The following is a 24,487-nucleotide window of genomic DNA, read 5'->3' as shown; positions in this document are numbered from 1 at the left end:
CAGGGAAACCTCCTTGCACGGCCCTTAGGTTAGGGTTCGATGCTCAGATTCATCCTCAAGAAACTGCTTTACCTGGTTCCGACGATGATCGGGATCACGCTGGTGGCCTTTGGCTTCATCCGGCTGCTGCCCGGCGACCCGGTGCTGTTGATGGCCGGCGAGCGCGGCGTCTCGCCCGAGCGTTACGCCCAGATCGCGGCGCAGCTTGGCTATGACAAGCCGGTCTGGCAGCAATATCTGCATTATCTCGGCAACCTGCTCCAGGGCGACCTGGGCAATTCGCTGGTGACGAAAAAGCCGGTGCTGACCGAGTTCCTGGCGCTGTTTCCGGCCACGGTCGAGCTGGCGCTGGTGGCCATCATCATCGCCACGGTGATCGGCGTGCCGGTGGGCGTGATCGCGGCGATCAAGCGCGGCAGCTGGTTCGACCAGATATCGATGACCGCGGCGCTGGTCGGGTTTTCGATGCCGATCTTCTGGTGGGGGCTTTTGCTCATCATCCTGTTTTCGGGCGTGCTGGGCTGGACTCCGGTCTCGGGCCGCATCTCGCTGATGTATTTCTTTCCGCAGGTGACGGGCTTCATGCTGGTCGACAGCCTGCTCTCGGGGCAGAAGGGCGCCTTCGCCTCGGCGCTGAGCCACCTGATCCTGCCCTCGATCGTGCTGGCGACCATCCCGCTGGCGGTGATCGCGCGCCAGACCCGATCCGCCATGCTGGAGGTGATGGGCGAGGATTACGTGCGCACCGCCCGCGCCAAGGGCCTGTCGTCGCGCCGGGTGATCGGCGTCCATGCGCTGCGCAATGCCATGATCCCGGTCATCACCACCATCGGCTTGCAGGTCGGCGTGCTGATGGCCGGCGCCATTCTGACCGAGACGATCTTTTCCTGGCCGGGCATCGGCAAGTGGATGATCGATTCCATCAGCCGCCGCGACTATCCGGTGGTGCAGTCGGGCCTGCTCCTGATCGCCGCCATCGTGATGATCGTGAACCTGATCGTTGACCTGACCTATGGTCTCATCAACCCGAGGATCCGGCACAAATGACCGATACCACCGTCAAGATTTCGGACGCGGCCATCCGCCGCCGGATGCTGCGCGAGTTCTGGTTCTATTTCAGCCAGAACCGCGGCGCGGTGATCGGGCTCGTGGTCTTTATCCTGCTGGTGCTGACGGCGATCTTCGCACCGCTGATCGCGCCGCATGACCCGACGCAGCAATATCGCGACGCGCTCTTGGTGCCTCCGATCTGGCAGGATGGCGGGCGCGCGGGCTTCCTCTTGGGCACCGATGCGGTGGGCCGGGACATGCTGTCGCGGCTGATCCACGGCGCGCAATATTCGCTGTTCATCGGCATTGTCGTCGTCGCCATCGCGCTCACCGGCGGCATCATCATCGGGCTGGTCGCCGGCTTTTTCGGCGGCTGGGTGGACACCGTCATCATGCGGGTCATGGACGTGGTGCTGGCCTTTCCCTCGCTGCTGCTGGCGCTGGTGCTGGTCGCGGTGCTGGGGCCGGGGCTGACCAATGCGATGATCGCCATCGCCATCGTCTACCAGCCGCATTTCGCCCGCCTGACCCGCGCCGCGGTGATGGGGGAAAAGGCACGCGAATATGTCACCGCCGCCAAGGTGGCGGGCGCGGGCAACCTGCGGCTGATGTTCAAGACCATCCTGCCCAATTGCCTGGCGCCCCTGATCGTGCAGGCAACGCTGAGCTTCTCCTCGGCGGTGCTCGACTCCGCCGCGCTCGGCTTCCTCGGCATGGGGGCGCAGCCGCCGGCCTCGGAATGGGGCACCATGCTGGCCGAGGCGCGCGAGTTCATCCTGCGCGCCTGGTGGGTGGTCACCTTCCCCGGCCTCGCCATCCTGGTCTCGGTGCTGGCGATCAACCTGATGGGCGACGGGCTGCGCGACGCGCTCGACCCGAAACTGAAGCGGAGCTGAGCCATGGCCTTGCTGACAATCCGCAACCTGACCGTGCGCTTTGCTACCTCGACCGGCAGCTTCACCGCCGTGGACGGCATCGACGTGACCGTGGACAAGGGCGAGGTGCTGGCCATCGTCGGGGAATCGGGCTCGGGCAAGTCGGTGTCGATGCTGGCGGCGATGGGGCTTTTGCCCGATACCGCCACCGTCACCGCCGACGAGATGAGCTTCGACGGGCAAGACCTGCTGCGCATGACCCCGCGCCAGCGCCGCCGCATCATCGGGCGCGAGATCACCATGATCTTCCAGGAACCCATCGCCTCGCTGAACCCCAGCTTCACCACCGGCTACCAGATCGAGGAAGTGCTGCGCTTCAACGCGGGGTTGTCGAAACGCGCGGCGCGGGCCAGGGCACTGGAACTGTTCCGCCAGGTCGGCATCCCCGAGCCCGAGGAAAAGCTGCGCAGCTATCCGCACCAGATGTCGGGCGGCCAGTGCCAGCGGGTGATGATCGCCATGGCCATCGCCACCGGGCCGCGCCTCTTGATCGCGGACGAGCCGACGACGGCGCTGGACGTGACCATCCAGAAGCAGATCCTGGATCTGCTGATGCAGTTGCAGGAACAGACGGGCATGGCGCTGATCCTGATCACCCACGACATGGGCGTGGTGGCCGAGACAGCCGACCGCGTCCAGGTGCAATACAAGGGCAAGAAGATGGAAGAGGCCGAGGTGCTGACGCTGTTCGAGGCGCCTTCGCATCCCTATACCCGCGCGCTGCTCTCGGCCCTGCCCGAGAATGCGACGGGCGACCGGCTGCCCACCGTCGGCAGCTTCCTTGAGGAGGCCCCGCAATGAGTGTCGTCGAAGGCCGCAACCTGATCCGCGACTATCACGTTCCCGGATCGTTGACCCGCGCCGCCAAGACGGTGCGCGCGGTCAAGGGCATCAGCTTTTCGGTCGATCGCGGCAAGACGCTGGCCATCGTCGGCGAATCCGGCTCGGGCAAGTCGACGCTGGCGCGGATCATCGCGCTGATCGATCCGGCCTCGGGCGGCGAGCTCATGATCGACGGCAAGCCCGTGGACATCGGCAAGGCGCGGCTGACGCGCGAGATGCGCTCTAAGGTGCAGATGGTGTTCCAGAACCCCTATGGCAGCCTGAACCCGCGCCAGAAGATCGGCGACGTGCTGATGGAGCCCCTGCTTCTGAACACCGATACCCCCGCCGCCGAGCGCCGCCGCCGCGCCGAGGAGATGCTGGCCAAGGTCGGCCTGCCGCCCGAAGTGTTCAACCGCTATCCGCACATGTTCTCGGGCGGGCAGCGCCAGCGCATCGCCATTGCCCGCGCCTTGATGCTGAACCCGACGCTGCTGGTGCTGGACGAGCCGGTCTCGGCGCTGGACCTGTCGGTGCAGGCGCAGGTGCTGAACCTGCTGGCCGACTTGCAGGAGGAGTTCAACCTGGCCTATGTGTTCATCAGCCACGACCTGTCGGTGGTGCGCTACATCGCCGACGACGTGCTGGTGATGCACAAGGGCGAGGCGGTCGAGCAGGGCAGCCGCGACGAGGTCTTCGCAGATCCCAGGCACCCCTATACGCGCGAACTCTTTGCCGCGACCCCGGTCACCGATATCGAGGCGATCCGCGAGCGCGTGGCGCGTCGCAAGGCGCTGCGCGCTGCGCATGCCTGAGGCGACTGGGCCGGGGTGCGCGCAGGCCATGCGCGCACCCCGGCCAATGCCTTGTCCCTAGGCCGACAGGCTGGGGCCGGCGCAGCCCTTCGGGTGCATGTTGCGGAAGTTTTCCCATGCCTCGTTCAGCGCGCGGGTGCGGGCCTCGGCCAGGCGGATCGCCTCGGGCGGCAGGCCGCGGGCCAGGGCGCGGTCGGGATGGCTTTCGCGCACCAGTTCGCGCCAGCGCCGGCGCACCTCGGGCAAGGGCGTGTCGGGGGTCACGCCCAGAACCTCGCATGAGGGGCAGCCCTGCCGGCGGTCGTGGCGGGCGCGGATCGCCGCCACCTGCGCGGCGGGCAGGCCGAAGATGCGCGCCACCTCGTCGATGAAGACGATCTCGGCCTCATGCAGGTCGCTGTCGGCGACGGCGATGATGAACAGCCCCTCGATCACATCGGCCAGGACCGGGTCGCCCGGCGGGAACATGCGGGCGATGCGCCGGGCCCAGGCGTCGAAGCCGGCGACATCCTGGCGCGCCAGGTCGAAGACGCGGGCGGCGTTCTTTTCCTCGGATCGCGGGATGATGAAGACGCGGCGAAAGGCCGCCACCTCGGAGCGGGCCACGGCGCCGTCGGCCTTGGCGAGCTTGGCCCCCAGCGCGATCACGGCGATGGTGAAGGCCACCGATCTCTCGGGCGGGGTGGCCGGGCGGCGCGCGCCGACGATCGCCGCCAGCCGGTCGGCGATGCGCTGCCAGAAGCTGCGGGGCTTCGGCAGTTCGGGGCAGGGTTGTTTCTGGTCCTTGATCGCGGCGTCCATGGGCTGCAGCCTAGGCGGGCTGGCGGGTCAAGTCCACTGACATTCCCGCCAGTTACGGGCTGTCATCTGCGGCTTTCCAGCGCCGCCTTGACGACCAGCACCACCAGCGCGATGACGGTCAGGGTCGAGGCGGCGGCAAAGGCGCCGGTGGTGTTGAGGTCGTTGAACATCAGCTCGATCTGCAGGGGCAGGGTGTTGGTCTGGCCGCGGATCGAGCCGGAAACGACCGAGACGCCGCCGAACTCGCCCACCGCGCGGGCCGTGCACAGCACGGCGCCGTAAAGCAGCGCCCAGCGGATATTGGGCAGGGTGACGCGGGAAAACACCTGCCAGCCGCGTGCGCCCAGCGTGACCGCCGCCTGTTCCTGTTCCGAGCCTTGCGCCTGCATCAGCGGCAGCACCTCGCGCACCACGAAGGGGGCGGTGACGAACATGGTGACCAGCACGATGCCGGGCAGGGCGAACATCACCTTCAGGTCATGCGCGGCCAGCCAGGGGCCCAAGAGGCCCTGCCGGCCGTAAAGCAGCAGGTAGCAGATGCCGGCGATGATCGGCGAGATCGAGAAGGGGATCTCGATCAGCACCATCAACAGCTTGCGCCCCGGAAAGCGGAAGCGGGCGATGGCCCAGGCGGCGGCGATGCCAAAGGCGATGTTGACCGGAACCACGATCACCGCGACCAGCGCCGTCAGCCAGATCGCATGCAGGACCAGCGGGTCGGCGATGTTTGCCAGATAGACCGCCCAGCCCTCGGCGAAGGCGCGCCAGAAGATAAAGGCCAGGGGCGCCACGACGAAGATCGCGGTCAGCGCGAAGGCGAGGGCGATCAGCAGCCGCGGCACCGCGCGGCTCTGGCCGGGAGCGTGGGTCAGCGCGACGGTGGTCATCACCGGGCCTCCAGGTGGCGGGCGGCGCGGAACTGGATCAGGTTCGAGACCGCCAGCAGGACCAGCGCGAACATCAGCAGCACCAGCGCGATGGCGGCGGCGCCCTGGTAGTCGTATTCCTCCAGCCGGATGAAGGCCAGCAGCGCCGCGATCTCGGTCTTGAAGGGCAGGTTGCCGGCGATGAAGACCACCGCGCCGAACTCGCCCAGGGATCGGGCGAAGGCCACGGTCGAGCCTGCCAGCCACGCGGGCAGGATCGCCGGCAGCACCACGCGGCGGAAGATGGCAAAGGGCCGGGCGCCCAGCGTCATCGCCGCCTGTTCCAGCGCCGGGTCCAGATCCTCCAGCACCGGCTGGATGGCGCGCACCACGAAGGGGATCGAGGTGAAGGTCATCGCCAGGATCACGCCGCCCAGCGTATAGACCAACTCGATGCCGGCGCCGGTCAGCGGCGCGCCGAACCAGCCGTTCGCCGAATAGAGCGCGGTCAGCGAGATGCCTGCGACCGCGGTCGGCAGGGCGAAGGGGATGTCCATCAATGCATCCAGGATGCGCTTGCCGGGAAAGTCGTAGCGCGTCAGCACCCAGGCCATCAGCAGGCCGTAGAAGGCGTTGAAGACGGTGGCCGCGGCGGCGGCGGTCAGCGTCACCCGCAGCGCCGCCAGCGTGCGCGGCGCGGTGACGATGGCCCAGAACCGCGCCGGCCCGATCTCGGCCCCCTTCAGCACCAGCGCCACCACCGGGATCAGGATCACCAGCGCGACGTAAAGCAGCGTCGTGCCGAGGCTCAGCGAGAACCCCGGCAAGACGCGTTTCGCGCGGATGGGCGCGGCGGCGGCGCTCATTGGTTGACGAAGACCTTGTCGAGGATGCCGCCCTCGGCCAGGTGCTCTTCCTGCACCTTCTGCCAGCCGCCAAAGACCTCGTCCACGGTCAAGAGCTTCACCTCGGGGAACTCGCCGGCGTATTTCGCCGTCACCGCCTCGTCGGTGGTGCGATAGTGGTTCTCGGCCAGCGTCTCCTGCGCCTCGGGCGAGTAGAGCCAGTTGAGATATTCCGTCGCGACCTCGGCCGAACCGTTCTTTTCGGCGTTCTCGGCCACCACGGCGACCGGGAAGGCGGCGAAAAGGCTGGTCGCCGGGGTCACGGCCTCGAGGCCCTGGGGCTCGTATTGCTTGGCGATGCCCTTGGTCTCGGCCTCGAAGGTGATCAGCACGTCGCCGATGTTGCGCTCGGCGAAGGTCTGGGTGGCGGCGCGGCCGCCGGTGTCGAAGACCGGCACATTGGCAAAGATCTTGCCCACGAATTCCTGCGCCTTTTCGGGCGTGCCGCCCTCTTGCGTCAGGGCATAGGCATAGGCGGCCAGATAGGTATAGCGTCCGTTGCCGCTGGTCTTGGGATTGGGGAACACCGCCTGCACGTCGTCGCGCGCCAGGTCCGACCAGTCCTTGATGCCCTTGGGATTGCCCTCGCGCACCAGGAAGGCGGGCAGCGAGAAATAGGGCGAGGCGCCGTTCGGCAGCGCCTCGCGCCAGTTCTCGGCCACCAGGCCGTTCTGCGCCAGTACGTCCACGTCGGTTTCCTGGTTGAAGGTGACGACATCGGCCGGCAGCCCCTCGAGGATGGCGCGCGCCTGTTTCGACGAGCCGCCATGGCTTTGGTCGATGGTCACATCGCGGCCGGTCTTGTCCTTCCAATGCGCCTGGAATTCGGGGTTCAGCGCCTCGAACAGCTCGCGGGCGATGTCATAGCTGACATTCAGGATCTTGTCCTGGGCCAGCGCCGGGGTGGTGCCCAGCAAAAGCGCCAGCGCGGCGACATGAAGCTTGCGGATCGTCATAGGCTTTTCTCCTTGCGGGGGAATGCGGTGGCGGCCGCCTGGGGAGCCAGGGCGCGCGGGCCGGGAAAGATCGTGCCCGCCTCGGGGCGCAGGTTGACGCGGGTGCCGGCGATCAGCCCCTGCGCCTCGGGCGCGCGGCGGGGCAGGTCGATGCCGAACTGGCCGGTGCCGTCGGTCAGCTCCAGCCGCAGCAGGGCGCCGTTGCTGGTGCGATGCGTGATCTGCCAGCGCCCGGCGGGATCGGCCAGGGGCGTCACGTCGGCTGGGCGCAGGAACAGCGTGGCCGGCCCATCGGGCAGGGCGCGGCGCGGCAGGCGGCTGCTATCCAGCCCCTGCGCCTCGGCCCGGCCGGCCTGCAGCACCACCGGCAATTCGATGGTCGCGCCCATGAAGCGGGCGACGAAGGGGCTGGCGGGGTGGTCGTGGATCTGGTCGGCATTGCCGATCTGCTCGATCCGGCCCTCGCCCATCACCACCACGCGGTCGGCCAGTTCGAAGGCTTCCTCCTGGTCATGGGTGACGAAGATCGTGGTCGAGCCGGTCTCGTCATGCACCTGGCGCAGCCAGGCGCGCAGGTCGCGGCGCACGGCGGCGTCCAGCGCGCCGAAGGGCTCGTCCAGCAGCAGCACCGTGGGCTCGATGGCCAGCGCGCGCCCCAGCGCCACCCGCTGCCGCTGCCCGCCCGAAAGCTGCGCCGGGTAGCGGTCGCCCAGATGCGCGATCTGCAGGAACTCCAGCAGCTGATCCACCTTGGCCGCGATCACCGCCTTGCCCGGCCGCTGCGCGCGCGGCCGCACGGTCAGGCCGAAGGCGATGTTGTCGCGCACGCTCATATGCGGAAACAGCGCGTAATGCTGAAAGACGAAGCCGATGCGGCGGTCCTGCGCCGCCAGGTGCAGCCAGTCCGCGCCATGCACCACCAGCCCGCCCGAATTCGGCCATTCCAGCCCGGCGATGATCTTCAGCAGCGTGGTCTTGCCCGAGCCCGAAGGGCCGAGCAGCGCCACCAGCTCGCCCGATTCGATGGTCAGGTCGATGCCGCGCAGCACCGCGGTGCCGTCGAAGCTCTTGGTCATGTGCTCGATGACGATGGACATGGGCGCCTCCGTTTCCGCGCCAGAGGTAGCGGGCGGGCCGGGGCCGGGCAAGCCGGGCGGGCCCCGGCCGCCCCGGCGGGCGGCGAATGTTTTCCCAAGGCTGGCCGGGCGGCGGACCGCTGTTCCCCTGCCGCCGGCCCGGCGCGGAAAGCGTCCGGGCCGCAAGGGGCTGGCGCGCGTATTCTTCCTTATTTTTCATGCCGCCGGGCCGCGCGGGGCTTCGCAATCGCGCCGGCCGCTGCTAGGGTCCGGTGCGCAGCAGCAAAGGGATGGCGCGATGGATGGCGGGGATCTGGTGATCGGGCGGGAAAGCCCCCTGGGCGAGGATCTGGCGCTGCTGTTTCAGCGCCACACCGCCGACATGCATGCCGACACGCCGCCGGAATCGATCCACATGCTGCCGCGTGCGGCGCTGGAGGGCCCCGAGATCGCCTTTTTCGTGCTGCGCGAGAGCGGCGTGGCCCTGGCCATGGGCGCGGTCAAGCTCATCGCCCCGGATCATGGCGAGATCAAGTCGATGCATGTGCTGGCCGAGGCGCGCGGCCGCGGCCATTCGCACCGCATGCTTCAGGCGCTGGTCGACCATGCCCGGTCCGAGGGCATGGCGCGGCTGAGCCTGGAAACCGGGGTGCAGCCCACCTTCATCGCTGCACGCGGGCTTTATGCGCGGGCGGGTTTCGTGGAATGCCCGCCCTTTGGCGAATACCGGCCCGATCCGAACAGCGTCTTCATGACGATTGACCTGCGTGGTACGGATTGAGCGGTTGATTCAGCCGCCATCCTGCGCCATGACTGCCGCCATGCGGCCCCGTAGCTCAACTGGATAGAGCAAGCGCCTTCTAAGCGCTAGGTTCCGGGTTCAAGTCCTGGCGGGGTCGCCATCGCCTCATTTTGGCGTTGATAACTCACATTATTTTCTTCCTTTTTTGAACCTGATCTCGGAAGTTGGAACTTTCCGTTCCCCATCCGTCCGCGACAGCGCACGCCGCTTGTCGTATTTATCGGCGTAGTGCTGGAGCATCCGGGGGTCTTTACGGCCGGTCCATGTCTGTGCTTGGGCCATGGTCGCACCGTTCTCGAACAGGGCTTCGGCCCGGCTTTTCCGTAGCCCGTGAGCGGTGCGATCCTCGATGCCTGCCTTGCGTGCCTTGGCGGCAAACCATTGCGAAATGGACTTGGACGAGCGGGACGCACCTCGCCGGGCGTGAAGATAGGTGATGCGCCGCTTGTTGCGGGCGCTGATCGATGAGTGAAGCAAAGCCAGATCGCCAGCCGTCGGTTCCGCGAACTCGGGCAGTTTTCTGTTGAACGGGATGACCGCATCCCGGCCGGTCTTGCCCTGGGAAAAGAAAAGCCAGCCGTCGTTGTCTATATTGCGTGATTGCGCGGCCCCAGCCGGATCGCGTCCGACACGCGGACACCGGTCCAGTAGATCAACTCAAAGGCCAGCCGCTTCATGGTGCCGACGGCCCGGTATTCCCGGAATTTCGCGATCTGATCTTCATCCCAAGGGATATGACCGTCGCTTTTAGCCTCTTGATCCCGTCGTTGGGATTATGAGCCATCCGCCGAGAATCGGCCAGTGAGGCAAGCTGCGATCCGCCGTCTTCTGGTCTCCAGGGACGAGGGGATCGGACGATGCCGAAAGGCAGGAACCATGACGCGGGCTTCAAGGCTCGGGTGGCGCCGGAAGCCGTGAAGGGCGGGCGCATCGTGCCGGAGCTGGCCGCGGAATACCGCGTGCGCCCGACGATGATCCATCAATGGAAGAAGGCGCTGCTCGAAGGGGCGTCGGACATCTTCGAACGCGGCGGGAAGAAGGCCGAGATCGATGAGGCCACGATGCGGTCGCTGCACGCCCGGATCGGGGAGCCGGCCGGCGCCAACGCTTCCTGTCCGGAAAGCCCAGGCCCTGGACCGGCCAGTGACGAGGGATCGAAGCCGCCACCGGTTCAAGGCCGATCCCGAACGCGATGATTGAACGCTCCCGTCCCGCGCTGTCGCTCGGGGCGCCATGCCGCCTGCTGTCGATCCCGCGGTCCTCGATTTCGCGGTCCGCGTCCTGTTGCGCAGCAAGGGACGAGACCGGGATGAACCTCGCCCCTATGCGGCTGATCGACCGGCAATTTCCGGAAACGCCCTGCTACGGCGTGCAGCAGATGCCGGCGTGCAGCAGATGACCCGGCCCCTGCACAACGAAGGCCATGCCGTGAACGTCACGCGCAGCCGGCGGCTGATGCGGCTCATGACCGCCTGCACCGCCTTCGCCGTCGCATCGCGGTTCAGCACCCCGTTCGTCACTTCCCCAAGCAGCAGAACAGCCATCAGATCACCCCCGCTTCTTTCAGCTTGCCCAGCAGCTCGTCCACCGAGCCGACCTTGATGCCGGCCTTGCGGCCCTCGGGCTCGCGCACCGAGACCACCTCGAGACGCGGCGCGACGTCGACGCCGTAATCGCCGGCGGTCTTTTCCTCCAAGGGCTTCTTCTTGGCCTTCATGATGTTCGGCAGGCTCGCATAGCGCGGCTCGTTCAGCCGCAGGTCGGCGGTGACCACCGCCGGCAGCGCCACCGCGATGGTCTGGAGGCCGCCGTCGACCTCGCGCGTCACCTTGGCCTTGCCGCCCTCGATCTCGACTTTCGAGGCGAAGGTGGCCTGCGCCCAGCCCAGGATCGCCGCCAGCATCTGGCCGGTGGCGTTCATGTCGTTGTCGATGGCCTGCTTGCCGGCGATGACGAGCTCGGTGCCCTCGGCTTCGGCGACCTTGGCCAGGATCTTCGCCACCGCCAAGGGCTCGATGTCCTGATGCACGTCATCGGCGGCGGTGACGAGAATGGCCCGGTCGGCGCCCATCGCCAGCGCGGTGCGCAGCGTCTCGGCCGCCTGCTTCACGCCGATGCTGACGGCGATGATCTCCTCGGCCTGGCCGGCCTCCTTCAGACGGATCGCCTTCTCCACCGCGATCTCGTCGAACGGGTTCATCGACATCTTCACATTCGCCAGATCGACACCCGTGCCATCCGCGCGAACCCGCGCCTTCACGTTGTAGTCGATCACCCGCTTCACGGGGACAAGTATTTTCATGATCCTCTTTCCGATTCAAAGAATTAGAGCAGGCCGGTTTCCAGCTCGGCGGTCTGCCGCAAACCGGATTCGGTGAAGCGTTGCATGGAGAAAGGCTGCGCATAGTCTGGCAAGGCCGCCCCAGTGAGCCAGGAGGCGAGCAGTTCTCCGGTGGCGCAGGCCGCCATCGTGCCGTGACCCGAAAGACCGCAGGCCATGAAAGCGCCTTCCGGTCCCATCGGGCCGATCAGCGGCCAGTTGTCCCGGGTGCGGGTATACCAGCCGCCATAATGCGACATCTGGCGCGGCAGCTTACCGTAATAGGCCTTGAGGCCGGGGTTCAGGCGCGCAGCACCGCGCAGCACGATTTCAGGGAAGCGCGGGTCCAGCGGGATCGTCCAATCCGCGGGTTGCGCCGTCTCGTTATAGGCCCAGCCCAGCTTGAGCCAGTTGCTGTTCATGCCGCCTTCGGGACGGCAATGGATCGCGCCGGGCATCTCCAGGGCAAGATGCGCGGTCGAGGGATCCTCGGCCAGAATTGCGCGGTCTTCCGGATCCCAGTCGATCGACTGCCGATCCATGTCGATGGTGAAGGGCAGGTCGCGGGGAATTGCCCCTTCTGTATCGGGAAAAGCGATCTTCTGCTGCATCACGTTGTAGAGTGGCAGCGAGACGCCCAGCATCTCGGCGATTTCGCCCGCAAAGGGGCCAGCCGCGTTGACGATGCGCTCGGCGCGAATGGACGTGGCTTCGCCTTCCGCGTTCAACTGGATCACGAAGCCTTTGTCCTGGCCGATTCCGGCGACCATGCCGGCGACCCGTCGGACACCGGCCCGCTGCAACTGCTCCAGCATGACCTGGCCGAGTTGCTGGCCCGAGATATCGCCGCCGCGCCTGACGTGCAGGATCGTCTTCACATCGCTGTCCAGCGACGGAAAGCAGCCCCGGATCAGGGCCGGATCGCTGAGCAAGTCGAAGCCGTCCGGCGCTTCCCGCCAGTCTGCACTGACGGGCGGAAAATAGCTTCTGCTGTTGCGGTCGTGATACCGGATCTGCGAATCGGACTTGTCGCCCAGGCAGGCGGTGAGTTGATCCAGGATGGGTTGCATGCCCGGCTGCCTTGTCGCCAGGATGTAACCCCGCCTGGTCATGGCGAAGCGGTTGTCGGTCTCATCCGCAAGCTGCTCCATCAGGTCGATGGAGCGATCGGTGAAGTTCATCATCAGGGTCGAGGGCCACCAGTTGCGATAGTTGTCGCCCGACTGAGCCGAGGTGAAACCCAACGGCTGCCCCTGATCGATCAGGACGATGTCCTGAATGCCGTGATTTTTCCACAGGTAATAGGCTGAGGCGATTCCGATGATGCCTGTTCCGACGATTGCGACAGATGATTCGGTTGCAGTCATGTGGTCTCCGGAATATTATTCGTCTTGACTTTATCGTATACGATCAGGATTACTATGCAAGACGAAATCACAGGAGCGGATGTAATTATGCAAACCGAGATTCGCTCTGCTGCGGAACCGATCTATCAGGCCCTGAAGACCGGGATCCTTTCCGGCGAACTGGCGCCGGGCCAGCCTTTGCGGCAGGACGAGATCGCGCGACTGCATGGCGTGTCGAAGATCCCGGTCCGGGAGGCGCTGTTGCGGCTGGAGATCGATGGTTATGTGCTGCTGAGAAAGAATCGCGGCGCGACGGTGCGGGGTCTGTCGGCCCCCGAAATCCTCAACATCATGGACATCCGCGTCGCCCTGGAGTGTCTGGCGCTGGGGCTGGCGATTCCGCAGATGGGGCCCTCGGATCTGGCCGAGGCGCGCCGCGTGCTCGACCAGTATGCGCAAGCTACGGATGTTGTGCGGCTGAGTGCTCTGAACCTGGCGTTTCATCAGGCGCTTTACGCGCCCTCGGACAATGCCGAGCTGCTGCGCATGATCTCGGACCTGCAGCACCGTATCGGGCCGTATATCCAGCACGAGATGACCCGTGCCACCGGCCATGTGCGGCCTCAGGACGAGCATCTCGAGATCCTTCTGGCCTGCGAGGCGCAGGACGCCGATCGCGCCGTATCCCTGCTGCGCCGGCATATCGAGACAACGAAACGGGAAATGGCCGCCCGGCTGCGCCGCCGCGGCTTCGGCGCCATCCCCCTGCAAGGAGATACAAAATGACTAACGCACCCACGCTTCTGTTCATCGGCTGTGGCAATATGGGGGCGTCGATCATCGGCGGCGCCGTCACCCATGTGCCGCAGGCCCGTCTGGTGGCGCTGGACCCGGATCTGGAGCGCGCTCGCAGCCTGCTGCCCGCAGGGGCGCCGGTCGCGTTGCACGCAACTGCCGATGAGATCGCGGAGCTGAAACCGGATCTGGTCATTCTTGGGGTAAAGCCTCAGGTCTTCGGCGCGCTCGATCCGGCGCTGATGCAGATCATGGCGCAAAGCGATGTGGTTTCGATCATGGCGGGCATCCCCCTGGAACGACTCGTCTCGGTAATCGGGCACGAGCGGATCGCGCGGACCATGCCCAACTTGCCCGCCATGCTTGCTGCCGGCGCCACCCTTGGCTGTGTCAGGCCGGAAAGCGTCAGTCCGGCGACACGCAAACTTGTCGAAGACCTGTTCGGCGCGCTTGGTCTGTTCGACTGGGTAGAGGACGAGGCAAGCTTCGAATTGGCCAATCCCGTATTCGCCTGCGGGCCGGGTTTCATCTTTGCCTTTGCAGAGCAAATGATCCTTGCTGCAGAGCGGTCCGGGGTCGATCCGCAGCTGGCCGACCGGCTGGTGCGCCAGACGTTCCTGGGCGCGGCCCGGATGTTGTCGGAGGATGATCGCGACGCCGCTGCGCTCAAGCGCGCCGTCACCAGCCCCAATGGCACTACACAGGCCGGTCTGACCGCGCTGGAGGATCCCTCCGCCTTGCCCGCGGTCGTTCCCGAAACCCTGCGCCGGGCGCATGCGCGCGCCCTGGAGCTGGCAGCGGAAGCATGACGGGGAGGGAGGTGGAATTATATTTCCGATGATAGTATACAATCTTGAAAGAACAGATAATATTATGCGAGTCTTTTCAGAAGAATCTGTTGAAAGTGCACGCCGGGGCTAGCGAGGCTGCGGACCAAATGATGATGCCCAGGATCAGAGGGAAAAGTGGACACGGCTGATTACATCATCGTTGGGGCAGGGGCCGCGGGCTGCGTTCTCGCTTCTCGGCTGACCGAGGACGCGGGCACCGAGGTGCTGCTTCTCGAGGCAGGCGGTTCGGATCGCGGTCTGCTGATCGCGATGCCTGCCGCCATTCCCTTCGTCTACCAGAACAAGGCGCTGAACTGGGGCGAGCAGGCCGGGCCCGAGCCCTGGCTGGACGGGCTGATGATCGACGAGAAGCGCGGCCGGGTGGTGGGTGGATCGACCTCGATCAATGCGATGATCTTCAACCGCGGCAACCCGCGCGACTTCGACGGCTGGCGCGACCAGGGCCTGCCGGGCTGGGGCTGGGGCGATGTCCTGCCTTATTTCCGCAAGATGGAAACCTTCGCCGAGGGCGCCAATGAGACGCGCGGCGGCGACGGGCCGCTGCAGATCAGCCGGGCACCGGCCCGGCATCCGCTGTTCGACGTCTACATGCGCTCGGGCGAACAGGCGGGCTATCCGCGCCCGGCCGATCACAATTCGGGCGAGCAGGAAGGCATGCATATCGCGCAGGTGCTGATCGGCAAGGGCCGCCGCTGCAGCGCCAGCGATGCCTATCTGAAGCCCGCGCAGAACCGGCGCAACCTGCACCTGCGCACCGGCGCCCATGTCGCGCGCATCCTGTTTCGCGGCGACCGCGCCGTCGGCGTCGAGCTGACGAATGGCGAGACGCTGATGGCCGGCAAGGAGGTCATCGTTGCGGCCAGCACCGTGGGCGCGGCCAAGCTGCTGCTGCTGTCGGGCGTGGGTCCGGCGGACGAGCTGCGCCAGCTTGGACTGCCGGTGGTGCTGGATCAGCCCAATGTCGGGCGCAATCTGGAAAACCATCCCGGCGTGAACCTGCAATATGCGGCCCGGCGCGAGGACACGCTGGTCGCCGAACTGGGGCTGATCGGCCAGGCGCGGCTGGGGCTGGAATGGCTGCTGTTCCGGCGCGGGCTGGGGGCCTCGAACTTCTTCGAGGCGGGCGCCTTCCTCAAGACCCATGACGGGGCAGATTACGCCAATCTCCAGCTGGAATTCCTGCCATTGGCGCGGCGCGTGGTGAACGGCAAGGTCAAGGTCTTTCCCGGCTTCCAGTTGTGGATGGACCTGTCCCGTCCGACTTCGCGCGGCTATGTCCGGCTGCGCTCGGCCGATCCGCACGCCGCGCCCGAGATCGTCTTCAACCACATGCAGACCGAGGCGGACCGCAAGGATCTGATCCGCTCGGTCAGGCTGGCGCGCGATCTGTTCTCGCAACCCGCCTGGGAGGGAATCCGCGGCGAGGAGGTCAGTCCCGGCGCCTCGGCCCAAACCGATGCCGAGATCCTCGATTGGGCGAAGCGCGCCATCGGCACCAGCTATCATCCCTCGGGCACATGCCGCATGAGCGCATCGCCTGCGGACGGCGTGGTCGATGCCTGCGGGCTGGTTCACGGACTGTCCGGCCTGCGCATCGTCTGCACCGCGATCATGCCGCGGGTGACGACGGGCAATCTCAGCGCCCCCACCTACATGATCGCCGAGAAGCTCGCCGATGCGATTCGCGGCCGGGCCCCGTTTCAATCCCAAGGCCGCCCGGCGGCAAAGGAGCAGTGATGACAGTCGAAACCATCCCCATGCTGATCGGTGGCGAATGGGTCGAGGGCGCCACCGGCGCGACCATTCCTGTGATCAATCCGGCGACGGAAGAGGTCATCGCGAACCTGGCCCATGCGGCGCCTGCCGATCTGGACCGGGCGCTGGATGCCGCCGACCGCGCCTGGCGCTCGTGGAAGGATACCACTGCCGCCCATCGCGCCGAAGTCCTGGCCCGCGCCGCGCAACTGATCCGGGAGCGGCAGGACGAGATCGCCCGCATCCTGACCGCCGAGAACGGCAAGAGCCTGGCGGAAGCGGCGGGAGAGGTCGGCTTCTGCGCCGATGCGGTGCTATGGTATGCCGAAGAGGCCAAGCGCGCCTATGGCCGCGTGGTTCCGGCGCGGGCGACCGATGTGCGCCAGCTGGTGCTGCGCGAGCCGGTGGGTGTCGCGCTCGGCTTTGCGGCCTGGAACTTCCCCGGCGGCAATGTGGCGCTGAAGATGGCGGCGGCGCTGGCGGCCGGCTGCAGCATCATCGTCAAGCCCTCGGACGAAACCCCGGCCACGGCCATCGCCATCGGCCGCTGCTTCGTCGATGCGGGTGTGCCGGCGGGGGCGCTGAATATCGTGCATGGCGTGCCGTCCGAGGTCTCTGAACACCTGATCGCCTCGCCCATCCCCCGCAAGGTCTCGCTGACCGGCTCGACCCCGGTGGGCAAGCTGCTGCAGCGCATGGCGGCGGATACGATGAAACGCTGCACGATGGAGCTTGGCGGTCATGCCCCGGTCCTGGTCTTTGCCGATGCCGATCTCGACAATGCGGTCGAGCGGCTGGTGGCGGCGAAATTCCGCAATGCCGGGCAGGTCTGCACCTCGCCCACCCGCTTCTTCGTGCATCGCGACATCTTCGACCGCTTTGTTGACGCGTTTGTTGAGCGCAGCAGGCAGGTCACCGTCGGCAATGGCGCCGAGGGGGCGCAGATGGGGCCGATGATCACCGAAAAGCGCCGCGAGGCGATCGCCTCGCTGGTGGCCGATGCCGTCGAACGCGGCGCTGAACTGCGTCTGGGTGGCGAGGCCCTCGAGGGGCCGGGGTATTTCTATGCGCCGACGGTGCTGGCCAACGTGCCCGATGACGCGCGGCTGATGCATGAGGAGCCGTTCGGCCCGGTGGCGGCCTTCGTGCCCTTCGACGACGTCGACGCCGTGATCGCGCGCGCGAATGCGCTGCCTTATGGGTTGGCCGCCTATGTGTTCTCGCAATCGCCCGGCACCATCGCGCGCGCCTCGGCGGCACTGGAGGCCGGGGCCGTGGGGATCAACCACACCTCGGTCCACGAGGCGGAAACGCCCTTCGGCGGCATCAAGGAATCCGGCTACGGCGCCGAAAGCGGCATGGAAGGCCTCGACGCCTATCTGCGCACCAAGATGGTTTCGGAAAAATTTCTCTAAGGACCGACAAGATGAAAACGGATGTGGCAATCATTGGTGGCGGCGCCATGGGCTCGGCAGTCGCCTATTACATCAGGACGATGGACCCGAGCGTTCGCGTCACGGTGATCGAACGCGACCCGACCTACGAGATCGCCTCGACGCCGCGTGCCTCGGGCGGGGTTCGGCGGCTGTTCTCTCTTCCTGAAAATATAGAGTTGTCAAACTATTCCATTCCCTTCTTCGAGAATTTCTCGCAGACCATGGCGATCGATGGGCAACCCGCCGAGATCGGTTTCAAGAAGGGCGGCTATATCTTCATCGTCCCCCGTCGGCGACCGATATGCTGAAGGAGAATTACGATACCGAGCAGAGCCTCGGCTGCAACGTGATCTGGCTGGAGCCGGACGAGATCAAGCACCGTTTCCCGTCCATGTATGTCGGCGACCTTGGCGCCGCCGTACTTTCGCCCGATGACGGATGGCTGGACCCGCATTCCGTGCTGATGGGCTTTCGCAAGAAGGCCCAATCGCTCGGCGCCGAGTTTCTGGCCGAGGAAGTGACGGGGCTGGAACGGCAGGGGGCGCAGGTCACCGCGATCACCTGCGCATCCGGCCTGCGGATCGAGGCCGGGCATGTCGTGAACGCCGCCGGTGCCTGGGCCAAGGAACCTTGTGCCATGCTGGGCTTCAGCGTGCCGATCGAGCCGCTGCGCCGCTTCGAGCATTATTTCGAATCCGAAGACCCCATCGAGCCGCTGCCTTATCTCAAGGATCCCGAACGGCTGGCCTTCCGCCCAGAGGGCAAGGGCTATTCCGGCGGCGTGCCGACCCTGCTGGAGCCGCGCGGCTACAATATGGAGCCCGATCACGACTATTTCGAGAACGTGGTCTGGCCGGCGCTCGCCCACCGTTTCCCGCAATTCGAGAAGACGAAATGCAAGGCGACGTTGCCGGGCCTGTATGACCAGAACGATTTCGACGGCAATGTCATCATCGGTCCCGGTGCCGACGGATTGGGCAACTTTCACATGCTGGCCGGGTTCTCCGGTCACGGGCTGATGCATGCTCCGGGCTGTGGCCGGGCGATGGCCGAACTGATCCTGAAGGGGCGATACGAGACCATCGACCTGTCCCGTCTGGGCTGGCAGCGACTGCTCGACAACAAGCCTCTGCCGGAACGCGGCATCATCTGATCGCACACTTGCGCGAATGCACATCCCGGATGGCCTTGGACCCATCCGGGATGTTGTTTATTTCGGCAGAACGCATCATATTTGGAGAAATATTATACGTTCATAGGTAGGAGCGATTGGATGTCAGGCAACAAGGCGACGCAGGTGACGGCAGAGCCCATTTACGACGCGCTCAAATCCGCGATCATGGCAGGGGATCTGCTGCCGGGAGAACCTTTGCGCCAGGATGAGATTGCCCGCAACCACGGAGTCAGCAAGATCCCGGTGCGCGAGGCGCTGCTGCGCCTGGAGGTCGATGGTTTCGTGACCTTTCGCAAGAACAAGGGGGCGACGGTGCGGGAATTGACGCCGCACGAAATCCTCAACCTGCTGGACATCCGTGTGGCGCTGGAATGCAAGGCGCTGGAACTCGCCATCCCGCACATGGTCCATTCGGATTTCGACAAGGCGGACAGGATCCTTGCCGAATATGGGGAAAGCACGGATATCTCGACCTGGAGCGATCTGAATGTCCGCTTTCATCAGGCGCTTTACGACCCCTGCGACAACCCGCTGCTGCTTCAGATGATCGACGATCTGCGCGCCCGTATCGGCCCCGTGACCCGCCTGCTGGTTACCGAGACCTCTGGTCTAGAAAGGCCGCATCAGGAACATCACCGGATTCTGGATGCCTGCAAGGCCGGCGAGGTCGAGAAAGCCGTCGATCTGATGCGCCAGCATATCGAGACGACGAAGAAGGAAACCGCCGCGCGATTGCGCCGCAGGTGAACTTCTGCCCGCTTTTCCGGCGCTATTCCGCGCCGTAATCCTCTCCGAAGAACTGGCGCATGAAGGCGGGGCCGTCTGTTGTGACGAAGTCGCGGAACTCGCGCGCGGCCGGGCCGAGCGTCTTGCGGCGCGGATAGACCACGAACCAGTCGCGCAGCTGCGGCATGCCGTCGACGCTCAAGACGCTCAGCTTGCCGGCCTGCCGCTCCAGCGCGATGGTGTGGGCGGAGAGGAAGGCCAGCCCCATGTTCGCCATCACCGCCTGCTTGATGTTGGCGTTGCTGTCCATCTCCTGCGCCGGCGGCAGCGGCAGGCCGGCCTCGCGGAAGAAATGCTCATGCACCATGCGGGTGCCCGAGCCGCTTTCGCGCACCAGGAAGCGGTGCATGACCAGATCGGCGCGGCGGATGCGGCGAAAGCGGGTCAGCGGATGCTCGGGATTGCTGATCAGCACGTAAGGGTGCTTGGCGAATTGGTGGGCCGTGACCTCGATCCGCCGCGGCGGGCGGCCCATCAGCGCCAGGTCGGCCCGGTCCTCCTGCAACTGGGCGATCACGCCGTCGCGGTTGGCGATGCTGATCTCGACCTGCGCCGCGGGGCGCTGGCGCAGGAATTGCTGCACCAGCTGCGGGCCGAAGTTCCGCGCCGTCGAGACCATCGCCACCCGCACCTGGTTGTCCAGCCGGCCCTGCATCTGCTCGACGACATGCACCGCCTCGCGCAGGGTCTCGGCCAGCCGCTCGGCATAGGGAACCAGGGCGGTGGCGGTCTGGGTCGGCTGCACCGAGCGGCCGTCCTTGACGAACAGCGTGGCGCCAAGCGCCTCGGCCAGCCGGCTCATCTGCATCGAGACCGCGGGAGGCGACAGCGACAGCTTTTCGGCCGCGCGGTTGAAGCTGCGGCTTTCGACGGCGGCCAGGAAGATCTGCATCTGCCGCAAGGTGATCTTTTCGCCGGCCTCGTCCAATCCGCATCCCCGTATTGCCCCGGTTGAACTGGTGGCGCGTCAGCCGGGCGCGGTCAAGTCCGGCTTGCGGGTAAAGAAGTCGTTGCCCTTGTCGTCGGTGACGACGAAGGCGGGGAAATCCTCGACCCGGATGCGCCAGACCGCCTCCATGCCGAACTCGGCAAAATCGAGCACCTCCACGCTTTTGATCACGTCGCGGCCCAGCACCGCCGCGGCGCCGCCGACCGATCCCAGGTAGAAGCCGCCATGCCGCTTGCAGCTGGCCACCACCTCGGGGGCGCGGTTGCCCTTGGCGATCATCACCCTTGACGCGCCCTGCGCCTGAAGCTCGGGCACATAGGGGTCCATGCGCGCCGCCGTGGTCGGCCCGAAGGAACCCGAGGCATGGCCCTGCGGCGTCCGGGCCGGGCCGGCGTAATAGACCGGATGGTCGCGCAGATAGCCGGGCAATGGCTTGCCCTCGCGCATCAATCGCGCCAGTTCGGCATGGACCAGGTCGCGGGCCACGATCATCGTGCCCGACATCAGCACCGGCGTGCCGACCGTGAGCTGCGACAGCGCCGCGCAGATCGCATCCATCGGCTGGTCAAGGTCGATGCGCGCGGGCGCCGCCCCGCCCGTGCCGCCCTCGGGCAGGAAGCGGGCCGGGTCGCGCTCCAGCGCCTCCAGCCAGAGCCCGTCGCGGTCGATGCGGCCGCGGATCTGCCGGTCGGCCGAGCAGCTGACCCCCATGCCGACCGGCAGGCTGCCGCCATGGCGGGGCAGGCGGATCACCCGCACGTCATGGCAGAAATACTTGCCGCCGAATTGTGCGCCCAGCCCCATGGCGCGGGTCAGGCCGAGGATCTGGCCCTCCAGTTCCAGGTCGCGGAAGGCGCGGCCGTCCGGGCTGCCGGTCGTCGGCAGGCCGTCGAGTTCGCGCGCCGAGGCCAGCTTGACGGTCTTGAGGCATTGCTCGGCCGACAGCCCGCCGATGACGATGGCCAGGTGATAGGGCGGGCAGGCCGTGGTCCCCAGTGTGCGGATCCTTTCGTCGAAAAAGGCCAGCAGCCGCTCGGGCTCCAGCAGGCGGCGGGTCTGCTGGAACAGGAAGGTCTTGTTGGCCGAGCCGCCGCCCTTGGCCATGAACAGCAGTTCCAGCGCGTCCCCGCCCACGGCCTCGATGTCGATCTGCGCGGGCAGGTTGGTGCCGGTGTTCTTCTCCTCATACATGGTCAGCGGCGCCATCTGCGAAAACCGCAGGTTGCGGCTGGCCCAGGTGTCGCGGATGCCGTCGCTGAGCGCCTGGTGCAAGTCGCCCCGGACCAGCAGGTTCTGACCCTTCTTGCCGGTGACGATGGCGGTGCCGGTGTCCTGGCAGCTGGGAAATTCCCGCCCGGCCGCGATCACCGCGTTCTTGATCAGCTCCAGCGCCACGTAGCGGTCGTTCTGCGACGCCTCGGGATCGTCGAGGATGGCGCACAGCTGCGCCAGGTGGCCGGGGCGCAGCAGGTGCGAGACATCGCCGAAGGCGGCGACGGTCAGCCGGCGGATCGCCTCGGCCGAGACGCGCAGGAAGCACTCGTCGCCGACCCGCATCTCCGTCAGCCCGTCGGTGCCGAGGTGGCGGAAGGGTGTCTCGGCAAGCTGGACCATCCGGGTCATGCCGTCTCTCCGATCCGGGCGAATTCGGCGCGGATGGCGGCGCTGTGCTCGCCCAAGCCCGGGACGCGGCCCAGATGCGGGGTCTCGGGCTCGAAGCTGTGGCGGACGGGCGGGGCGACCAGATGCGCCTCGGCCCCGTCCTCCAGCGTGACCGGGGCGCGGCGCAGTTGCGGATGCTGGGCGAAGCGCTCCACCGAATTGACCGCGCCATAGGCGATGGCGGCTTCGCGCAGCAGGGATTCCAGCTCGGCCCGGCTGCGGGCGGCGAAGAATCCGGCGACGATGGCGTCCAGCGCGGCGCGGTTCGCGACCCGCCGCGCGGCGTCGCAGAAACGCGGGTCGCGGGCCAGCTCGGGCCGGCCGAAGACGCCCTCGCAGAGGCTGGCCCATTCGCGCTCGTTCTGGACCGAGATCGCCAGCACCTCGCCATCGGCGGTGCGAAAGCCGCCATAGGGCGCGATCGAGGGATGGTGCAGCCCGGCCGGCTGCGGCGCCTTGCCAGCATAGACCGCATGCATCAGCGGCACGGTCATCCAGTCGGCGGCGGTGTCGAAGAGCGACAGCTTCACCGCGCTGCCCTCGCCGGTGATGCTGCGGGCGTAAAGCGCCTTCTGGATGCCGATGACCGCGTTCATGCCGGCGCCGATGTCGCAGACCGAGACGCCGATGCGGCCGGGATGGCCCGGCGCGCCGTTGACCGCCACCAGCCCGCTTTCGCATTGCACCAGGAAGTCATAGGCCTTCATGTCGCGGTATGCGCCGTCCTCGCCATAGCCGCTGATGTCGCAGATGATCAGCCGCGGATTGCGCCGGCGCAGCGCCTCGGATCCGAAGCCCGCGCGGGCGACGGCGCCGGGGGCGAGGTTCTGGATGAACACATCCGCCCGGTCGAGGATGTCGTGCAGCAGCGCCGCGTCCCGCGTGTCCTTGATGTCCAGGCACAGGCTTTCCTTGCCGTGGTTGGCCCAGGCGAAATAAGAGGCCGTGCCCTTGACCGCGCTGTCGTATTGGCGGGCGAAATCGCCGGTCTCGCGCTCGATCTTGATGACCCGCGCGCCGCCCCGGGCGAAATGGCACGAGGCCAGCGGTGCCGCCACCGCCTGTTCCAGCGAGACGACCAGCAGGCCGGCATAGGGTTGCAGAGGTGTGGCCGTCATCAGCTTGCGCGCCTCGTTTCCAGCACCGCGAGGACGCGGTTCATCTCGTTGGCGACGATGGTCATGCCTTCGTCGAAGCCCATGCCGGGCTTGACCAGCACCCGGTCGGGCCGGGTGGCGAGCGCGGCATGCAGGCAGGCGCGGGCCGAGATGTCGGTCTCGTTGCAGGTGCCGCCCTGATAGGCTTCGACGCCGCGGGCCTTGCAATAAAGCACCGCATCGATGGTGTTGTGGATGCCGCCCAGGTCGGGGGTCTTGATCTGCACCATGTCGCAGCAGCCGGAATCGACGAAATCGACCACATCCTGATAGGTGTTGCACCATTCGTCGGCGACGATCCTGACATTGCTTCGCCGCGCCGCCAGCGCCTTGCGGATCGCGGCGAGCAGCGCGATCTGCCCCGGCTTCGAGCCCGCATCCGCCGGCCCCTCGATATAAAGCCGGAAGGGTGCGGCGCGCTTTTCCAGCGAGGCCAGATAATCCGCGATGCGTTCGGCGTCGTTCTGGAAGATCAGCCCGACGGTGCCATAGACATCGATATGCAGCACCGGGTTGTAGGAGGCGTCAGAGCGCAGGCTGCGGATGCGCTGCGACAGCCAGCCGACATATTCGGCGAGCTTGGCGCCGGTCTCGCCCAGTTTCTTTTCCACGTTGTTGATCAGCCCGTGCGGCAGCGCATCGACGCGCTTCAGGATCATCTTGTCCACCGCCGCATAGCGGTCGTCGCCGCTTTGCCCGAACAGCGACAGCGGCGCCGCCACCACCGGCAGATCCCATTCGTCGCAGATGACCTGGAACTTCATCCGTCCCGTGGCCCTGGCGGTCGCGTCCAGCAGCGCCTGCGACAGGCCGTAGCGGATCGCGGTATGCAGCGGCCGGCCCTCGACCTCGAGTGCATCGAAGAAGGCGGCATTGTCGCGAAAGCTGCCGACCGCGCGCCCTTCCAGCAGCGGCGCCAGATGCCGGCGCAGCAGCGGGATGAAGCGGGCGGCGGTGAACAGCGGATCGCGTCCGCCGGCGCCGGAATATTGCACGGCGGCGCAATCGCCCTCGGCGATCTGGCCGTTCTCCAGCTCCAGCAGGATCGAGATGCTTTCGCCGCGCTGGCGGATGCCGTCGAAGCCGCCGGTCAGCGGCGCGCCGCTATAGACGAACCCGTCCATGGGCGCGCCGGCCTTGATGGCCGCCTGGTCGTCGAAATAGAACGAGGCGAAGCCCGGCGCGAAATGGACTTTCCTGATGTGCATGTGATGTCTCTCGGCTTGTC

24 protein-coding genes, 1 tRNA gene and 1 pseudogene are annotated in these 24,487 nt (G+C 66.5%); 13 read left to right on the top strand and 13 right to left on the bottom strand.

Features of this window, described 5'->3' with window-relative positions; genetic code table 11:
- Positions 1-39: 39 nt before the first annotated feature.
- Genes ESD82_RS15395 through ESD82_RS15380 form a run of 4 tightly spaced genes read left to right on the top strand, consistent with a single transcriptional unit; the run spans position 40 to position 3,622 of the window.
- Positions 40-1,047, top strand: a complete 1,008-nt coding sequence (locus ESD82_RS15395; protein WP_028710609.1) for an ABC transporter permease subunit — start codon at positions 40-42, stop codon at positions 1,045-1,047.
- Entirely contained in the window at positions 1,044-1,946 is a 903-nt protein-coding gene (locus tag ESD82_RS15390; protein ID WP_147427974.1) for an ABC transporter permease subunit, read from the top strand. Before ESD82_RS15395 ends, ESD82_RS15390 begins: the two co-directional genes overlap by 4 nt.
- A gap of 3 nt (positions 1,947-1,949) precedes the next feature.
- Positions 1,950-2,786: an ABC transporter ATP-binding protein gene (locus tag ESD82_RS15385; protein ID WP_024844407.1), complete on the top strand. Its 837-nt coding sequence runs from the start codon at positions 1,950-1,952 to the stop codon at positions 2,784-2,786.
- Positions 2,783-3,622 carry an ATP-binding cassette domain-containing protein gene (locus ESD82_RS15380; protein WP_024844408.1) on the top strand — a complete coding sequence of 280 codons (840 nt, stop codon included), beginning with the start codon at positions 2,783-2,785 and terminating at the stop codon, positions 3,620-3,622. Before ESD82_RS15385 ends, ESD82_RS15380 begins: the two co-directional genes overlap by 4 nt.
- A 57-nt stretch (positions 3,623-3,679) precedes the next feature.
- Here the strand turns inward: ESD82_RS15380 and ESD82_RS15375 are convergent, their stop codons facing one another.
- The 5 genes from ESD82_RS15375 to ESD82_RS15355 all read right to left on the bottom strand — a co-directional run bounded on the left by ESD82_RS15375 (position 3,680) and on the right by ESD82_RS15355 (position 8,247).
- Positions 3,680-4,423, bottom strand: a complete 744-nt coding sequence (locus ESD82_RS15375) for a molecular chaperone DjiA (protein ID WP_024844409.1) — start codon at positions 4,421-4,423, stop codon at positions 3,680-3,682.
- Positions 4,424-4,485: 62 nt separating this feature from the next.
- Positions 4,486-5,310 carry a sulfate ABC transporter permease subunit CysW gene (gene cysW, locus ESD82_RS15370; protein WP_024844410.1) on the bottom strand — a complete coding sequence of 275 codons (825 nt, stop codon included), beginning with the start codon at positions 5,308-5,310 and terminating at the stop codon, positions 4,486-4,488.
- Positions 5,310-6,155 carry a sulfate ABC transporter permease subunit CysT gene (cysT, locus tag ESD82_RS15365; RefSeq protein ID WP_024844411.1) on the bottom strand — a complete coding sequence of 282 codons (846 nt, stop codon included), beginning with the start codon at positions 6,153-6,155 and terminating at the stop codon, positions 5,310-5,312. Before cysT ends, cysW begins: the two co-directional genes overlap by 1 nt.
- A complete protein-coding gene (locus tag ESD82_RS15360; protein ID WP_147427975.1) occupies positions 6,152-7,150 on the bottom strand; it encodes a sulfate ABC transporter substrate-binding protein in 999 nt (332 codons plus the stop codon). Before ESD82_RS15360 ends, cysT begins: the two co-directional genes overlap by 4 nt.
- Positions 7,147-8,247 carry a sulfate/molybdate ABC transporter ATP-binding protein gene (locus tag ESD82_RS15355; protein ID WP_147427976.1) on the bottom strand — a complete coding sequence of 367 codons (1,101 nt, stop codon included), beginning with the start codon at positions 8,245-8,247 and terminating at the stop codon, positions 7,147-7,149. The genes ESD82_RS15360 and ESD82_RS15355 overlap by 4 nt, the downstream gene beginning before the upstream one ends.
- Before the next feature lie 277 nt (positions 8,248-8,524).
- On the opposite strand from ESD82_RS15355, the gene ESD82_RS15350 reads away from it, so the two are divergent.
- Both ESD82_RS15350 and ESD82_RS15345 read left to right on the top strand, forming a co-directional pair.
- Positions 8,525-9,007 carry a GNAT family N-acetyltransferase gene (locus ESD82_RS15350; RefSeq protein ID WP_024844414.1) on the top strand — a complete coding sequence of 161 codons (483 nt, stop codon included), beginning with the start codon at positions 8,525-8,527 and terminating at the stop codon, positions 9,005-9,007.
- A gap of 44 nt (positions 9,008-9,051) precedes the next feature.
- Positions 9,052-9,128: transfer RNA gene (locus ESD82_RS15345), tRNA-Arg, on the top strand.
- 29 nt (positions 9,129-9,157) lie between these two features.
- On the opposite strand, the gene ESD82_RS15340 is transcribed toward ESD82_RS15345, so the two are convergent.
- The gene (locus ESD82_RS15340) at positions 9,158-9,562 is read right to left on the bottom strand and encodes a tyrosine-type recombinase/integrase (protein WP_407672833.1); all 405 of its coding nucleotides are present in this window, start codon (positions 9,560-9,562) and stop codon (positions 9,158-9,160) included.
- Between the two features lie 323 nt (positions 9,563-9,885).
- Between ESD82_RS15340 and ESD82_RS15335 the strand changes: the two genes are divergently transcribed.
- A complete protein-coding gene (locus ESD82_RS15335) occupies positions 9,886-10,224 on the top strand; it encodes a transposase (RefSeq protein ID WP_147427978.1) in 339 nt (112 codons plus the stop codon).
- A gap of 126 nt (positions 10,225-10,350) precedes the next feature.
- Here the strand turns inward: ESD82_RS15335 and ESD82_RS15330 are convergent, their stop codons facing one another.
- Genes ESD82_RS15330 through ESD82_RS15320 form a run of 3 tightly spaced genes read right to left on the bottom strand, consistent with a single transcriptional unit; the run spans position 10,351 to position 12,715 of the window.
- Complete coding sequence (locus ESD82_RS15330; RefSeq protein ID WP_147427979.1) at positions 10,351-10,572, bottom strand: hypothetical protein; 222 nt, start codon at positions 10,570-10,572, stop codon at positions 10,351-10,353.
- Positions 10,572-11,330 carry an electron transfer flavoprotein subunit beta/FixA family protein gene (locus ESD82_RS15325; protein ID WP_147427980.1) on the bottom strand — a complete coding sequence of 253 codons (759 nt, stop codon included), beginning with the start codon at positions 11,328-11,330 and terminating at the stop codon, positions 10,572-10,574. The genes ESD82_RS15330 and ESD82_RS15325 overlap by 1 nt, the downstream gene beginning before the upstream one ends.
- Positions 11,331-11,353: 23 nt before the next feature.
- Entirely contained in the window at positions 11,354-12,715 is a 1,362-nt protein-coding gene (locus ESD82_RS15320) for an NAD(P)/FAD-dependent oxidoreductase (RefSeq protein ID WP_074991211.1), read from the bottom strand.
- Between the two features lie 54 nt (positions 12,716-12,769).
- Here ESD82_RS15320 and ESD82_RS15315 point away from each other — a divergent pair, with 54 nt between their 5' ends.
- From ESD82_RS15315 to ESD82_RS15290, 6 genes and pseudogenes are all read left to right on the top strand, one after another.
- A complete protein-coding gene (locus tag ESD82_RS15315; protein ID WP_244314591.1) occupies positions 12,770-13,480 on the top strand; it encodes a GntR family transcriptional regulator in 711 nt (236 codons plus the stop codon).
- On the top strand, positions 13,477-14,298 hold the full coding sequence (locus ESD82_RS15310) for a pyrroline-5-carboxylate reductase family protein (protein ID WP_147427981.1): 822 nt from the start codon (positions 13,477-13,479) through the stop codon (positions 14,296-14,298). Before ESD82_RS15315 ends, ESD82_RS15310 begins: the two co-directional genes overlap by 4 nt.
- Positions 14,299-14,454: 156 nt before the next feature.
- Entirely contained in the window at positions 14,455-16,077 is a 1,623-nt protein-coding gene (locus ESD82_RS15305; RefSeq protein WP_147427982.1) for a GMC family oxidoreductase, read from the top strand.
- On the top strand, positions 16,077-17,510 hold the full coding sequence (locus tag ESD82_RS15300; RefSeq protein WP_147427983.1) for an NAD-dependent succinate-semialdehyde dehydrogenase: 1,434 nt from the start codon (positions 16,077-16,079) through the stop codon (positions 17,508-17,510). Before ESD82_RS15305 ends, ESD82_RS15300 begins: the two co-directional genes overlap by 1 nt.
- An 11-nt stretch (positions 17,511-17,521) precedes the next feature.
- Positions 17,522-18,684, top strand: a pseudogene (locus tag ESD82_RS15295) (NAD(P)/FAD-dependent oxidoreductase).
- Positions 18,685-18,765: 81 nt separating this feature from the next.
- Entirely contained in the window at positions 18,766-19,452 is a 687-nt protein-coding gene (locus ESD82_RS15290) for a GntR family transcriptional regulator (RefSeq protein WP_244314590.1), read from the top strand.
- Positions 19,453-19,474: 22 nt separating this feature from the next.
- Here ESD82_RS15290 and ESD82_RS15285 read toward each other — a convergent pair whose 3' ends face one another.
- The 4 genes from ESD82_RS15285 to ESD82_RS15275 are packed head-to-tail and all read right to left on the bottom strand — an operon-like array spanning position 19,475 to position 24,467.
- Complete coding sequence (locus ESD82_RS15285; RefSeq protein WP_051419838.1) at positions 19,475-20,419, bottom strand: LysR family transcriptional regulator; 945 nt, start codon at positions 20,417-20,419, stop codon at positions 19,475-19,477.
- Positions 20,420-20,458: 39 nt separating this feature from the next.
- Positions 20,459-22,063 (bottom strand): FumA C-terminus/TtdB family hydratase beta subunit, encoded by a 1,605-nt coding sequence (locus ESD82_RS15280; RefSeq protein WP_167521773.1) that lies wholly within the window; start codon positions 22,061-22,063, stop codon positions 20,459-20,461.
- Complete coding sequence (locus ESD82_RS21840) at positions 22,060-23,220, bottom strand: CaiB/BaiF CoA transferase family protein (RefSeq protein WP_167521772.1); 1,161 nt, start codon at positions 23,218-23,220, stop codon at positions 22,060-22,062. Before ESD82_RS21840 ends, ESD82_RS15280 begins: the two co-directional genes overlap by 4 nt.
- On the bottom strand, positions 23,220-24,467 hold the full coding sequence (locus ESD82_RS15275; protein ID WP_147427985.1) for a methylaspartate ammonia-lyase: 1,248 nt from the start codon (positions 24,465-24,467) through the stop codon (positions 23,220-23,222). Before ESD82_RS15275 ends, ESD82_RS21840 begins: the two co-directional genes overlap by 1 nt.
- Positions 24,468-24,487 lie beyond the last annotated feature (20 nt).

The organism is Paracoccus pantotrophus (assembly GCF_008824185.1).
Taxonomy (GTDB): domain Bacteria; phylum Pseudomonadota; class Alphaproteobacteria; order Rhodobacterales; family Rhodobacteraceae; genus Paracoccus; species Paracoccus pantotrophus.
The sequence above is the reverse complement of the archived record's forward strand: the minus strand, read 5'-3'. Positions and strand labels throughout refer to the sequence as shown.